Here is a 13208-nt window from a genome sequence, read left to right on the forward strand (position 1 = left end):
AGGGAAGGGATCAACTTGGGAGGTGATCGCATGCCGGAACACGAAGAAGCGGTAGAACGCGCAAAGCGGTACGAAAGCCTTGCCGTGAGCTACGCCAAGAAGGCGCAGCAGGGCGATGCGGGCGCGGCAGTGATGGCGCAGACGTTCGCGTCGCTGGCGGTCGCTGCCCGGATGGAACGCGCGGACTATCGCATGCGGGTGCTCGGTGACCAGCTCGGAGACGTGAAGAAGGCGATGGACCTCCTTCGCCGCAAGCTGCCCGACCGCTGACCTCTACGTCGCGCGGTTCGCCGTGGCCTGTTCGCGGCCGGCGCCGGGGTGGGTCAGGGTGTGTCGCCGGAGTAGTGGAAGCGGCAGACCCCACCTGGGCCGCCCTGCGGGCGCGGGTCGCCGGGGCGCGAGTCGTACAGCGCGCGGCCGCCGGGCCACCGCGAGAGCTCGGTGGACAGGGCGACGCCGTCTTCTACTTCCTCCGGCCGCCGGCCCGTGATGTCGAGCAGGAGTCAGTCCAGCGGCCCGCCGACGAGGGCGGCGTACGTCTGGTGCGGGAGCGGGCCGGGGTTGGGGGCGTCGTGGTCGTGGCCGTACACCCGGCCGCGCAGCAGCTGCTCGTCATCGGCGTGCATCCGACCAGCCTTGCAGCCACCACCGACAGCGCGGTGGGGAACAGCGACGGGCCCGGCCTGGGTGAAGGACGGGCCCGCAGCGTGTGCGGCGCGACTACTGAGCATGGAGGGCGCCGCGGTCGATGAGGCCCTGGATGTAGGGCGGCCAGTCCCGTTCCAGGCTGGTGGTGATGGCGGCGTGGACGTCAGCGCTGACCTGCGGGGTGACGTGTTCGACGTCGCCGCCCGGGTAGTACAGGCGCACCCCGTCGCGGCTGGCGTCGCACAGGATGGCGTGGGCCTTTTGTACGAGCGTCATGTAGAGCTGCGGGACCGGTGCCTTGACGAGTTCGTCGATGACGGCTTCGTAGTCGGCTCCGAAGTCCGCCCAGTCCTTGCCCTGCTTGTCGAGCCAGAGGGTGACGTCGGAGAAGAAGACCGCTTTGCCCGGCCCGTCGTTCGGGTCGCGGGCCAGGCCGGTCGCGAGATCGAGCGCGATGCCGGCGCCCTTGCTGACGAGGTGGCGGGGGATCATCGTCGGGGCGATGGCCACGGCGCACTCACCCCAGCCGTCTTGGGTCTGCTCCGGCCAGGGCAGTCCCAGTACGAGCCAGCCGTCCGGTGCCAGCAGCTTGTTGCTCACCGTGTTCTTCCCCCTCGTTCGTGGATGGTCCGCATCCGATCTTTCCGCCCCGGCCCGGCAGCGGACAAGACGTCCTCCGCCCGCCGCCCCGCGCCGGCTACCTGCGGCGGCCGAAGAAGCCGCGGTTCTTCTTCTCCCCCGCTTCCGCCGCCTCGCGGGCCGCGGCTTCCTCCGCCTGGCGGCGGGCTACGCGCTCAGCCTCCGCGCGGTCGGCGGCCTCCGCCGCGCACGGCCCGCACAGCCGGTCCCACTCGCCGGGCCACGAGGACCGCGTCGTCTCCTGCCAGCGGTCGTCGGTGAACTTCGCACCGCACTGCGTGCACACCGGCCGCTGCGCCTCTCGGTGCGCGGCCTCGCGCTCCGCCTGGCGCTGGCGGGCGTCCCGGAGCTGGACCGCGTACAGCCGCTCGCCGTCCGGGTTGTCCAGGGCCTCGGACAGCGTCTGCCACTCATCGCGCCGAGCCTGCGCCACACCTTCCCCGCCGCCCCGGCCGGGTCGGCGGTGATCCGCTCCAGCTCGGTGACGACCACGGGCACCGCCTGGTGGTAGTCGACCGCCGTGATGCCCGCGCCGCGGCCCGGGTACGAAGCGCCGACGAAGTAGCGGCGGGCGGCCTGCTCCAGGCGCTGCATCCGGCTCGGCGCCGGTCCGGGTCGTCGACGCCGATCTCGTACCAGGACTCACCGCGCTGGAGCCGGTACAGGGTGTTCACCCAGACTGCGACGGTGATCGGGCGGCTCCGCGGGCACCTGACGCCCCAGAACGTCACCACCGACTCTCACCGCCACCGACACGAAACCGAGAGATCGCACCCGCTCCATGCGAACACCCGTCCCTGTGCCCGCAGGTGTGACCGACTGCGTTTGGCCATGCCCCTTCGGAATCCGGCGACTTTGAGTCACCAACCGCGTCGCATGCGCGACACGCCAAGGTCGTCGGGCACACTGCCGCCGGGCAAACTCGTCCGCGCAGCAACAGGAGTGAGATATGTTCAGCAAAATCCGCACCGCCAGGATCACCGCCGCCGCTGCCGCCACCCTCGCCGTGAGTCTGGGAGTCGTGGCCGCGCCGTCTGCCTCGGCGGCCGACAACTGCTGGCCCGGAGAGAGCAACCGGTGGTACTGCCACAACGTGCCCGGCTCCCCGGTCTACGGCACGGTGGGCAACAACCACAGCTACCCGGACCCCTCCACCGTAGTCGGCTACATGAACTCCAACCCCAGCTGGTTCTCGTGCAAGGAGGACAACCAGGACTGGGTCGGCGGGCCGCACCCGACCCGTTGGCTGATGACCGTCGCCGACAACGGCCAGCTCGGCTTCATGAAGGACACCGCCATCTACAGCGAGACCGATCCCGTTCCGGACTGCTACCGCTAAATCACCGGTATTGCCCCTAGATGCAATACCGGTGATTTAGGTCTTTTCCGGGAGGTCGGGGCTGGTTTGGTGCGGCCGACGAGGGTGACGACTGGGGTGTCCGGCTGGGGCTGGTTGTTGTGTTCAGCGCGTTTGAGGGCCCAGTTGGACTGTGCGGCTTCGGCAGGCTCCAGCCCTGAAAGCGTCGTAGACATCTGCGCCCGCACCCACGATCACGAAAGAGTCGACGTCGCTATCGGCGGCCTCCAGCCCTGCCTGATCCACGCGCTGTCGGCGAGCCGGGTCTACTCCGTCGACACGGTACAGATGACAGACGGTCTGATCACCGCGTACCGCAGAATCATCAATCCCGACAAACTCGTGCGCGTCCGAGCTGCCACACCCGGAGGGGCTACCTCGGCTCCCTGACGAGAACGCAGCGCGCTCGAGTCGCCCCTCCCAGTAAGGACCTGTATGCAAGCCATCACTGTGCGAGACCGTAACGCCGGTCTTGCCGGGATGTCCCTGACAGACATGCCCTACCCCCATGCGGCCGAGAACGACGTCATCGTGCGGGTGCACGCCGCGGGCTTCACCCCTGGCGAGCTGGACTGGCCGGGCACGTGGACCGATCGCGCCGGCCGCGACCGGACGCCGAGCGTGCCCGGGCACGAGCTGTCCGGTGTCGTCGTAGAGCTGGGGTACGGCACCACCGGCCTGACTGTCGGCCAGCGGGTGTTCGGCCTGGCTGACTGGACCCGCAACGGCTCGCTCGCCGAGTACGCCGCAGTGGAGGCCCGCAACCTCGCACCGCTGTCGGCGGACATCGACCACACCCTGGCAGCCGCACTGCCGATCTCCGGGCTCACCGCCTGGCAGGGGCTGTTCGACCACGGCCGCCTTACTACCGGCCAGACCGTCCTGATCCACGGTGCTGCGGGCGGCGTCGGCTCGATCGCGGTACAGCTCGCCTGCGAGGTCGGCGCCCGCGTCATCGGCACCGGCCGGTCCGCCGACCGTGACAGGGCGCTCGCTCTGGGCGTCGACACCTTCCTGGACCTGCAGACGGAGAAGCTGGAGGACGCCGGCAAGGCCGACGTCGTGTTCGATGCGATCGGCGGCGACATCCTCGACCACTCGGCCGCCCTGGTCCGGGCCGGTGGCACGCTCGTCACCATCGCCATGCCGCCCAAGGTCCAGCCCAAGGGCGGGCGGGCGGTCTTCTTCGTCGTCGAACCCGACCGCGCCCGGCTCACCGACCTCGCCCAGCGGCTGAGGGACGGCCGGCTCAAGCCGGTCGTCGGTGCTGTGCGGCCGCTCGCCGCAGCACCCGCCGCGTTCGCCCCCGGCAAGCGCACCCGGGGCAAGACGATCATCCGCGTCACGGAAGACTGAACAGGAGACCGGGCCTTTTGCCACACCTTCGGCCGTGGTGAGGGCAAGCATCAGATGGTGCCGGGCTGGCCGTACTCGAAAGTGGCCGCGCTGGAGACCGGCCGCACCTCCTGGACCGCGGTGCTGGACGCGGTCCGCCTGGAGCCCGGGGCGGACGTCGCCGCAGTGACGACGGTGCAGATCCGCGAGGTCATCGAGCGGCTGGTGGACGCCAGGCAGTGGCAGCCTGGCGACCCGGAGGTGCTGGTGGTGATGGACGCCGGATACGACGCTCCCCGCATCGCTCACCTGCTGGACGGTCTGCCGGTGCAGGTCCTTGGCCGCCTCCGCTCCGACCGCGTGATGCGGCGCCCGACGCCGCTGCGGGTCTACGACTCGAAAGGCGGCCGACCGCCCAAGCACGGGGGCGAGTTCGTCTTCGGCGATCCTGCCACCTGGGGCACTGAGCAGGCCGTGACCGTCCCGGACACCCGCCTCAACGGGAAGGCGACCGCGCGGGCATGGGACCGGCTGCACCCTCGGCTGACCCGCCGGGCGGCCTGGCTCGACCACGACGGGCCGCTGCCCATCATCGAGGGCACCGTCGTTCGCCTGGCCGTCGAGAAGCTGCCCTCCGGCGGGGTCAACAAGCCCGTCTGGCTGTGGTGGTCGGAAACCCAGCGCCACCCCCGACGACGTGGACCGCTGCTGGCAGTCATTCCTGCGCCGTTTCGATCTGGAGCACACGTTTCGCCTGTTCAAACAGACCCTCGGCTGGACGAAGCCCCGGCTTCGCAGCTCAGAAGCGGCCGACCGGTGGACGTGGCTGGTGATCGCCGCCTATGCCCAGCTCCGGCTCACCCGCCCGCTGGCCACCGACCTCCGCAGACCCTGGGAGAAGCCGATCGATCCGAACAAACTCACCCCCGCCCGCGTCCGCAGAGGGTTCAGGAACCTGCGTGCGAAGACCGTTTCCCCGGCCGGTGCACCGAAACCGACCCGCCCCGGCCCGGGCCGGCCGCTCGGCTCGAAAAATCACCGCACGGCAAACCGCTACGACGTGGGGCGAGTCCTTGCCACCGGCCAGGCATACAGCCGCCCCGCACACCACAAGGCAGGAACCAAGCCCCGCCGCACTGGATGAACCCGCAGCCCACAGCACCTACGACGACCAAGTGGGTCTCGCACCCGGCAAGATGAGCGGTATGGTCAATGAGGGAAACACGGGCTTCACGCTGCCGCGGGGTGCGACAGGCTTCTTCGTACCGAAGGACGGCCCCCTTCCGGAAACCGACCTGCGGGCGTTCCGGACCGCTTTGTATACCGCTGCCCGAGTCGTCGAAGGCCAAGTGGGCGAGATCGAGGGCCAGGAGTACCCCCGGACCTTTTACACCGCGTCGGTCGTCGATCGCACTGGCGAGAGCATCATCCTGTGTCACGCCCATCACCCCTGGATTGCCTTCGCACAAGAACGCCGGAACTGGTACGCAGAGGAGTTTCTCCCCCCTCCGCCGTGGGCCTCTACCTTCGCTGAAGCAGGCTTCGTGGTTCTGAGTAGCGAGCAGCTCGCCACACCTCTCTCCGACGTGGACACTTCGGTGCTTGCACAGGGCGAGTGGCGCCAAATTCGCTCCTACGACATCACCACGTTGGGCGGAACGCTCTTCAACGCATGGGCCTGATGACCAAGCAGGCTCGTGATTGCAGAGTTGGGGGTATGGATGGGTCGGGGACGATTGCTGCGCTGGGCTGCCTGCGCTGGGCTGGTGAGTGTCCTTGCTGCGGGGACGGGATGTACGGATCGTTCGGAGGGGGCAGAAGGGCCAGGCATGCCGGCCGCTGCCCGGTCATACCTGTCGGAGGTGCTGGACATCATGGAGAAGAATGCGCTCGTCCGCCACCAGGTCAAGTGGACGGGGGTACGCCGCCAGGCATTCTCACAGGCCCGGGCCGCGCAGAAGCCGTCAGACACCTACGACGCGATCCGCTTCGCCCTTCAAACAGTCGGCCATGGGTACAGTTCCTTCTTCGATCCCAAGCAGGTTGAAGAGGCGATCGAGGCCCCGCCGGACTCTTCCTTCCAAGGGCCGGAGGCTCGCTCGCTGGGGGATCACGTGGCGTACGTGTCACTCCCTGCAGTACAGGGATCTGACACGGTGTACGAGCGGTATGTGCGGCAAGGCCGTGAGGCTGTGGCGAAGGCTGACCGCCCGGGGGCATGCGGCTGGGTCGTGGACCTGCGCCGCAACCACGGTGGGAACATGTGGCCCATGCCCGCCGTCGCAGGCCCGGTTCTGGGGGACGGCAAGGTCGGCATGTTCGTGGATCTCGACGGTAAGAAGTACCCGTGGACGATCCAGAACGGCAGCCCGCGCGAGAACGGCAGACCGTTCAACTGGGGAGACAGCGCTCCCGTGGCTAACCCTGACGCCCCGGTCGCGGTCCTGACGGACGGGGTAACGGCCAGCGCGGGTGAGGCGGTGGCGGTTGCCTTCCGGGGGCGGCCACAAACCCGGTCCTTCGGCGAGGACACGTACGACGTCCCCACCGGGAACAATGAGCACCGCCTCTCCGATGGTGCCGTACTGGTCCTCACAGAGGTCAAGGACGCTGACCGCACCGGCCGTAGCTACGATGCGCCGATCTCTCCTGACGAGGAGATCCCCACAATGAAACTGAGGAGCGGAGCTCACGTAAACCAAGTTCTGCAGGCAGCGAAGAACTGGCTGCGCAAGCAGGCTGAGTGTCAGTGACGTCGGTCGTGAGGCGGCGCCTGCGCTCCACACGGCCCTCGGTCCGCGCCGCCTCCAGCCACCGCGCATGACCTCGCGCACCGTCAAACTCTTCGGCGACGCAGCCAACCCAGAGGACCTCTTCCGCGGGCAGTGGCAGGGCCGGCCGTCCAAGCTGGACGCGTTCAAGCCCTACCTGGATGACCGCTGGAATCAGGGCTGCACCAACGTCTGGACGGTATGGGAGGAGATCGTGCCACTCGGCTATCAGGGCAGCTACCAATGCGTTCGCGCCTACTTCCGAGAGAAGAGGACCTCTCCCAACCCGATCACAGCTCGGCCACCGTCACCCCGCGTCATCGCAGGCTGGATCCTCCGGCGCCCCGAGACACTCCCAGAGATCGCCCACCTTCGGCTCAAGGCCGTCCTGGTCCACTGCCCCGAACTCGACGCTCTCACCACTCACATCCAATCCTTCGCCCAGATGCTCACCGAGCGCCAGGGCGAACGGCTGCCGCAGTGGCTGGACGCCGTCCGGCAAGACGATCTCCCCGGCCTCCACACCCTCGCCGCAGGCATCGAACGTGACCGCGATGCCGTCATCGCTGGGCTCACCCTGCCCCGGGACTCCGGCGTCGTCGAAGGACACGTCAACCGGATCAAGATGCTCAAGCGGCAGATGTTCGGCCGTGCCGGCTTCGCTCTCCTGCGGAAGAGGGTTCTTCTGGCCAGCTGACCACAGGCACACATAGGGTGACTGCTGACGAGAGAAGATGCACTGTGGATCCCCGCGTACCCCGCCTGCGTCGCAAGCTGGCCGCGATCCCGTTCCAACCGCTGCGCAGCCACTCCTTCGGGGAAGAGCAACACGGGTTTCGCCTCGGTCCCAAGCTGGCGGAAGCACGCGTCGATGCGTTTGAGGCCGAGCACGACATCGTCCTGCCCGACGCCTATCGGCAGTTCCTCACGCACATCGGCGGCTCAGGCGCGTCGCCGTTCTACGGCCTCATGCCGCTGGAGCGGTGTTCCCTGCTGGTCATGAATCCGCGCGGAAAACCGGGGGCGCCCCGCGGCTTCGACGGCACAGGATCCGGGAACCACGAACGCGACCTCTTCCTCCACGTCATCGAAATGGGCTGCACCGACGTCTGCGTCATCGCGGTGACTGGCCCCCTCACCGGCCGCGTCCTCACCGGCAACGGGGACGGCTACTGGGGCCCCAACGTCTCCTCCGCCACCGACTTCCTCGACTGGTACGAACGCTGGCTCGACCAAATGAGCGCCGGACGCGACAACCGGGCCCTGGAACTCACCTCACCCCAGCTTCGTGCCCATCCCAACCGGCATCGCATGGCCCCGAAGATCTGACTCTCCGTAACAGCTACGCGGAATGTGAGCCAGAACCCGAGAACGGAAGGCACTTCCCGGAGCTCGGCAACAGCGTGATGACGGCCGCCATTCGATGAGGACGCGGCCTTCCGGAGGGCCACCGCGGCTACCGCGGGCCGAAGGTGTTGAGGAACACCACGGGCTCTGAGCCGAAGTGGCCGGCCGCGTCGAGGTCGAGCAGGGCGGCGAGGGCCTTGGCGGTGTAGGTGTTCTCGAGTTCCAGCCCCTCCTCGGAGCCCGCCCGGTCGAGCGCGGCGCGCCCCTGCGGGGTGGGATGAGCGTAGCCCGGGCCGATCCAGCGGTGTTCCGTGACAATGTCGTGGGGGGCGGGGGCTGCCACCGCTCGCAAGTCGGCGCCGCGTGAGCGGAGGAACGCCAGGGACCTCGCGGCGAGCCGGGCGAGGGTGGCGCTGTCGAGTCGGAGCGTGTCGTTGACGATGACGCCGAGGACACGGGTGCGCAGACCCGCGAGCCGGAAACCCAGGGCGAGGCCGGCCGCAGTGCCGCCGGATCCGACCGGGGTGACGATCCAGGCCGGTTCGGGCAGGAGCCCGTCGGCGACCTGATCGGCCAGTTCGAGCGCGCACTCGACGGACCCGAGTGCGCCGAGCGGGGAGGACCCCCCAGCGGGGAGGTAGTGCGGAAGAGCGAGCCCGTGCGTGTGGCGGGCGAACAACCACGGTGCGGCGAGGACCAGCCGCGTCCGGGTGTGCAGGAAATGCAAGGTGGCGCCGGAGGCACGCAGGCGGTCGAGCTGAGCCCGGACGTGGTCGTCCACCGGATGGTCGATCAGACCAAGGGCCACGTCGAGGCCGTACTCACGGGCGTACAGCGTAGCCGCCAGGCCCCAGTTGGTGCCGAGGCCGCCGACGGTGAGAATTGTCCGGGCCCGGCGGCGGGCCTCGGGCAGCAGCCACTCCAGCTTGCGGACCTTGTTCCCGCCCCAGCCGCCCCTGCCGTAGCTGCTGTCGTCCTTCAACCACACGGGGCATCGGAGTCCGAGCCCTGTCAGCGGACGGACCGGCGTCGGGCCGTCTCCCAGCGGCAGATGGGGCAGCGACTCGGCAAGGGTCGGCCAGCGCCGGTGGAGCAGCGGACGCGATGTCATGACAGCGACTCTAGAACGGAGTCAGGCACGCGTCTGGGCCGATGCGCGAAACGGAACCGCCTTGGAAGGCGGCCCCGGGCTTCGCACAGGGGATGAGTGCGCCGCTGCTGTGTCCGGTCCGGGCCCCTGCGGGAGGCTGGCGGACGGCCATGCTACTGAGGCCCGACATCGCCCGGTTCGGTCGGCGGAACCGCCTCCTCATGGCGGGTCGTTGCTTCGGTGAGGCGGTCCAGGCGCTCGTAGAGGGTGCGGACGAGGAGGGCCCGGCCCTGGACGCACCGGACCGAGCCGCGCAGTGGGGCGGTAAGGCGCCGTTCGGTGTCTTCGAGGATGAGGTCGGTGAGCGCGCGGGCCGGGCGGTCATCGGGCAGCTGGTGTATGGCGGTGCGGAGGTCGTGGGCGACAGCTCGGGCGTCGCCGGTGAGCTGGAGTGCGATCTGGTGGTAGTCCGCGTCGTGCAGGCCCGGGTCGCTGCCCCAGGCAAGGACGGCTTTGACCAGGCATTTGTGGGAGCGGCGGTCGAGGGGGAGTTCGGCTTCGATGCGCCCGTCGGGGTCGTGGAGCACGATGTGTGTGTCGCTCATCGGTGGCCCGCCGCGTCGTCTTGGCTGTGGTCGCCGGGGGTGGCGTCCGGGGCCTGGACGGCGAGAGGGTGGGCGTCGGCGCGTTCCAGCAGCGCTGGGGAAGGCTGGCCGCGATCGGGGCGCTGGGGGCCGGGGCCTTCCGGTGCGGGGCTGGCGGATGTGGGTGTGTTCATGGGGTGCCGCCTCCGTTGCTGGGGTGCGTCGGTGTGGTTCGACGCTACGGACGCCCCCGCACGGTACTCAACGAAATTGCGGGTAATTGCGGAGGTTCACTCCAGGGCGTCGATAGCGGCCCGGATGAGGTCGCGGGCCTCATCGCCGTAGACCGCCATCTCCGCGAGAGCGGCGAACGCCTTGGTGTAGTCGGCGATCTCGCGCGGCTGTGTCACCTTGATCTCCGCCGTGAGTGTCTCGACCACGGCCGTGGTGTCGTCGTGGACGTAGAACGCCTCCAACGGCCAGATGGTGCGCTGCGCGCTGAAGGGGATGATCCCGAGTGAGACGGACGCGAGGGGCATCACTGTCAGGAGGTGGCGCAGTTGCCCGTGCATGGTGTCGGGGTCGGCGGTGCGGTAGCGCAGGACGGACTCTTCCATGAGGACGACGAAGCGGTGGTTGCCTTCGTAGAGGAAGCGGGAGCGGGCGACGCGGGCGGCGACGGCTTCGGCGACGTCGTCGGGGGTGCCCTGAAAGGTGGTGATCTGGTTCATGAGGGTGGTCGCGAACGCCGGGGTCTGGAGGAGGCCGGGGGGCAGGTTGGAAACGTAGACGCGGCAGTGTCGGGTCTGTTGGTGGAGGGTGTACCAGTCCTGCTGGACTTGGCGCATGCCGCCCTGGTGCAGGCGGCGCCACTCCAGGTACATCGAGTCGACGGCGCGGGCGGTGGCGATGAGGCCGTCGGCCTGCTCGTCCGCATCACAGGCCGCGCACCAGGCGCGGATGTCCGAGTCGGAGGGCAGGACCGCGGCCTTCTGGATGCGGGTGGTCTTGGCGGGGTGCCATCCGCACCGGGCGGAGAGTTCCTTCCCGGTGAGGCCAGCGTCCTTGCGCAGGTGCTGCAACCTCACGGCGAGCGCCTCTCGGGCCGACTGGGCGCTGGACGAGGGGGACGTGGTCGTCATGAGGTGGCGGGCCCTTGGGTTGTGCGTCGGTCAGATGCGGTAGTAGGCGTGCGGTGTGGCCAGGTCCCACACCGAGCGGAACGACTCGGCACACAGCTTGACCGCCTGCGGGTCTTCGGTGTGGTCGGGCTCGAGGGCCTGGCCGTCGCCGGAGAAGATGTTCCAGCGCACGACCTGGTCGTCGATGAGCCAGAAGTCGTTGCCGGGCAGTGCGGGTGTGGAGGCGCGGCGGCGGGGCAGCCAGCGGACTTGTTCGCCGGCGCGGAGGTTGGCGTCGGTGATGGCGTGCTCGAAGCGGATGTAGTCGATGACGGGCTCGGACACGATCCGGGCCCGGCGGACCTTCACCCCGCGGGCGACGGTCCGCTCCACCAGTGGCAGCCACCCGCCCCAGAACACGGAATCGTCCGCGGGCACGCTTCCGTCCTCGAGGAACGCGTCGTAGACCTCTGCTTCCTCTCCCACGGCGTAGACGTCCCGCAGTTCCTGGTGGAGGGCGTGCCGTTGTGCGGAGTCGAGCAGGTCTTCAAAGCTGGGCGCCGGCGGCTTCTGCGGCATCGCACGCCTTCCTGATCTGCTCCACCATCCGGACCGGGATCCGGATGACGCCTTCACCGTCTGCGGGCGGGCTGTCCTGACTGCAGGCGGCCCGGGTCGCCGCGTCGGCGAACTTGCCCTGCAGGACCAGTTCCGGCCCCTGGGCGGTGGTGGTGTCCACCCACACCGCGGGGCAGTTCCCTCCGCCCGAGTTCGGGTCCGTACCGAAGAAAAGTAATGCCGTGATCGCCTCCGGAGAAAGCCAGTTGCTAGTAGTTGCGCATCGACAGTCCCGCGCCAGGGTGCCGGCGGTCAAGAGCGCGGGCCTTGCCCAGCGCGTCAGAGAGTGCCGGCCGGTGGGCGTCACCGTTCGAGGGCAGGAAGGCGGTCCAGGCCGGTGTCGCGCATGATGCGCTCGACTGTCGCGGCGAGGGTGCCGTCCGCGTCGATGACGGTCTCGACTCCGCCAGGCAGCAGATCGCACGGCCGGTACCACTCCTTCAGCTGCGCCTCGGTGACGGAATCGGCGATCGGCTTCGTGGCGTGCCGGGCCACGGTTTCCTCGAACGGCACGTCCAGGTAGTAGCCGTGGGTCGGGCCGCGGTGGTCGGCGCGCAGCCGGGCGAGCATGTCGCTGTAGTGGTCGGCGTAGAGGATGCCTTCCACGACGACGTGGTACCCGGCGTCCAGGGCGTAGCGGGCTGTCAGGTCGATCAGGCCGATGTTGGCCGCGCCGGGCCGGTCGCGTTCGCGGAGCACGGTGCGGCGGAGGTTGTCCTGGCCGACCAGGGCCAGGCCTCGGCCGAACCGCTCGCGAAGGCCGGCCGCGACGGACGACTTGCCCGAGGCGCTGTTGCCGCGCAGGACGACCAGCCGGGTTTGTTCGGTGCCCGGCGCGCGCTGTGTCACGCGTCGTCGCCCTTGATGCTCAGCTGCATCCGGGTGTCGTGGAGGTGCTCCCAGTTCATGATCAGGCGGAAGCGCTGGTGTGCTTCCAGTCGTTCGGCGTCGGTCGGCTCCTGGCCGCGCTGCACCTGGGCGTCCCCGGTCTCTACGAGTTCTGCGAGGGCGAGGCGGACGTTGTCGGTGTCCTGGCTGGTGGCGGTCGCCAGTCGGTCCAGGGAGGTGAGGACCTCGTGCGGTTCGCCCAGATCGTTGACCAGGTGGTTGATGAGCCCGTTGACGAGCGGGCCGGTGCGCATGGTCCAGCGGATCCAGTCGAGCCGCTTGGCGAGGTCGGTGTCCAGGGGCAGCAGGTCTCCGGGCAGCGGCAGCGCGGCGGGCATCGACCACCGAGTGTCTTCCGGCGTTTCCTCGCGGCTGGCCAGGCCCCACGTCAGGTAGAGCTCGGACAGGTCCCGCACGGTCCGGGGCACCGGGTAGCCGGCGGCCGTGAGCATGGCGCCGAACGTCTCCCAGCGGTTCGCCTCGTTCGCTTCGCGCCCCTCCGGCGCGTCCTCGTAGTCCCACTCCTCATCCGGCCAGGAGAAGGTGAGCGCGCCATCGAGGTCGCCGCCGATCATGTCCCAGTGGCCGTCGAAGATCTCCCGCAGAAGGTCGTCCAGGGAGCTGGTGAAGCCGGGCTGGCTCGCGGTCCCGATCAGCATGGTCAGCGGGAGGCCCTGGCGGGGCAGGACGTGGTCCCAGCCCGAAGCCCACCAGTCGTTGTGCATCGCCATGTCCCGGCGCGGTCCGGGCACAGACGCCTTCTCAGTCATCCGCGGCTCTTCCTCGAAAACACCTCGATGCTCGCAGCGT

The 13208-nt window shown here is 69.2% G+C and carries 17 protein-coding genes and 2 pseudogenes; 8 read left to right on the forward strand and 11 right to left on the reverse strand.

The features are described 5' to 3' along the window. The first annotated feature begins 30 nt into the window (after window positions 1-30). Window positions 31-270: a hypothetical protein gene (locus tag ACFC79_RS30420; RefSeq protein ID WP_376246685.1), complete on the forward strand. Its 240-nt coding sequence runs from the start codon at window positions 31-33 to the stop codon at window positions 268-270. A gap of 53 nt (window positions 271-323) precedes the next feature. On the opposite strand, the pseudogene ACFC79_RS30425 reads toward ACFC79_RS30420, so the two are convergent. The 3 genes and pseudogenes from ACFC79_RS30425 to ACFC79_RS30435 all read right to left on the reverse strand — a co-directional run bounded on the left by ACFC79_RS30425 (window position 324) and on the right by ACFC79_RS30435 (window position 1720). Beyond that, window positions 324-626, reverse strand: a pseudogene (locus tag ACFC79_RS30425) (hypothetical protein). Between the two features lie 94 nt (window positions 627-720). Then, window positions 721-1248: a hypothetical protein gene (locus tag ACFC79_RS30430; protein WP_376246688.1), complete on the reverse strand. Its 528-nt coding sequence runs from the start codon at window positions 1246-1248 to the stop codon at window positions 721-723. A 97-nt stretch (window positions 1249-1345) separates the two neighbouring features. Further along, window positions 1346-1720: a hypothetical protein gene (locus ACFC79_RS30435; RefSeq protein WP_376246690.1), complete on the reverse strand. Its 375-nt coding sequence runs from the start codon at window positions 1718-1720 to the stop codon at window positions 1346-1348. Window positions 1721-2236: 516 nt separating this feature from the next. On the opposite strand from ACFC79_RS30435, the gene ACFC79_RS30440 reads away from it, so the two are divergent. The 7 genes and pseudogenes from ACFC79_RS30440 (at window position 2237) to ACFC79_RS30470 (ending at window position 8079) form a co-directional block, all read left to right on the forward strand. Continuing rightward, window positions 2237-2626, forward strand: a complete 390-nt coding sequence (locus ACFC79_RS30440) for a hypothetical protein (protein WP_376246693.1) — start codon at window positions 2237-2239, stop codon at window positions 2624-2626. Between the two features lie 453 nt (window positions 2627-3079). Beyond that, window positions 3080-4000, forward strand: a complete 921-nt coding sequence (locus ACFC79_RS30445; RefSeq protein ID WP_376246696.1) for an NADP-dependent oxidoreductase — start codon at window positions 3080-3082, stop codon at window positions 3998-4000. 6 nt (window positions 4001-4006) lie between these two features. Beyond that, a pseudogene (locus ACFC79_RS30450) lies at window positions 4007-5123 on the forward strand (transposase); the annotation flags it as partial. A gap of 31 nt (window positions 5124-5154) precedes the next feature. After that, window positions 5155-5661: a hypothetical protein gene (locus tag ACFC79_RS30455; RefSeq protein ID WP_376246698.1), complete on the forward strand. Its 507-nt coding sequence runs from the start codon at window positions 5155-5157 to the stop codon at window positions 5659-5661. Window positions 5662-5853: 192 nt separating this feature from the next. Continuing rightward, a complete protein-coding gene (locus ACFC79_RS30460; protein WP_376246701.1) occupies window positions 5854-6732 on the forward strand; it encodes a S41 family peptidase in 879 nt (292 codons plus the stop codon). 67 nt (window positions 6733-6799) lie between these two features. After that, a complete protein-coding gene (locus ACFC79_RS30465) occupies window positions 6800-7447 on the forward strand; it encodes a transposase (RefSeq protein ID WP_376246703.1) in 648 nt (215 codons plus the stop codon). A gap of 44 nt (window positions 7448-7491) precedes the next feature. Continuing rightward, a complete protein-coding gene (locus tag ACFC79_RS30470) occupies window positions 7492-8079 on the forward strand; it encodes an SMI1/KNR4 family protein (RefSeq protein WP_376246706.1) in 588 nt (195 codons plus the stop codon). A gap of 127 nt (window positions 8080-8206) precedes the next feature. Here the strand turns inward: ACFC79_RS30470 and ACFC79_RS30475 are convergent, their stop codons facing one another. The 8 genes from ACFC79_RS30475 to ACFC79_RS30510 form a co-directional block, all read right to left on the reverse strand. Then, the gene (locus ACFC79_RS30475) at window positions 8207-9208 is read right to left on the reverse strand and encodes a 1-aminocyclopropane-1-carboxylate deaminase/D-cysteine desulfhydrase (protein ID WP_376246709.1); all 1002 of its coding nucleotides are present in this window, start codon (window positions 9206-9208) and stop codon (window positions 8207-8209) included. A 152-nt stretch (window positions 9209-9360) separates the two neighbouring features. Further along, window positions 9361-9792 carry a restriction endonuclease gene (locus ACFC79_RS30480; RefSeq protein WP_376246712.1) on the reverse strand — a complete coding sequence of 144 codons (432 nt, stop codon included), beginning with the start codon at window positions 9790-9792 and terminating at the stop codon, window positions 9361-9363. After that, complete coding sequence (locus tag ACFC79_RS30485; RefSeq protein ID WP_376246715.1) at window positions 9789-9965, reverse strand: hypothetical protein; 177 nt, start codon at window positions 9963-9965, stop codon at window positions 9789-9791. Before ACFC79_RS30485 ends, ACFC79_RS30480 begins: the two co-directional genes overlap by 4 nt. 96 nt (window positions 9966-10061) lie before the next feature. After that, window positions 10062-10913, reverse strand: a complete 852-nt coding sequence (locus ACFC79_RS30490) for a helix-turn-helix domain-containing protein (protein ID WP_376246718.1) — start codon at window positions 10911-10913, stop codon at window positions 10062-10064. A 30-nt stretch (window positions 10914-10943) separates the two neighbouring features. Further along, window positions 10944-11471 carry a DUF6879 family protein gene (locus ACFC79_RS30495; RefSeq protein WP_376246721.1) on the reverse strand — a complete coding sequence of 176 codons (528 nt, stop codon included), beginning with the start codon at window positions 11469-11471 and terminating at the stop codon, window positions 10944-10946. Next, on the reverse strand, window positions 11440-11631 hold the full coding sequence (locus ACFC79_RS30500) for a hypothetical protein (protein WP_376246724.1): 192 nt from the start codon (window positions 11629-11631) through the stop codon (window positions 11440-11442). Before ACFC79_RS30500 ends, ACFC79_RS30495 begins: the two co-directional genes overlap by 32 nt. Window positions 11632-11813: 182 nt before the next feature. Beyond that, window positions 11814-12359, reverse strand: a complete 546-nt coding sequence (locus ACFC79_RS30505) for an AAA family ATPase (protein ID WP_376246727.1) — start codon at window positions 12357-12359, stop codon at window positions 11814-11816. After that, the gene (locus tag ACFC79_RS30510) at window positions 12356-13168 is read right to left on the reverse strand and encodes a DUF6042 family protein (protein WP_376246730.1); all 813 of its coding nucleotides are present in this window, start codon (window positions 13166-13168) and stop codon (window positions 12356-12358) included. The genes ACFC79_RS30505 and ACFC79_RS30510 overlap by 4 nt, the downstream gene beginning before the upstream one ends. Window positions 13169-13208 lie beyond the last annotated feature (40 nt).

It is taken from the genome of Streptomyces sp. NPDC056061, from assembly GCF_042266885.1.
GTDB lineage: Bacteria > Actinomycetota > Actinomycetes > Streptomycetales > Streptomycetaceae > Streptomyces.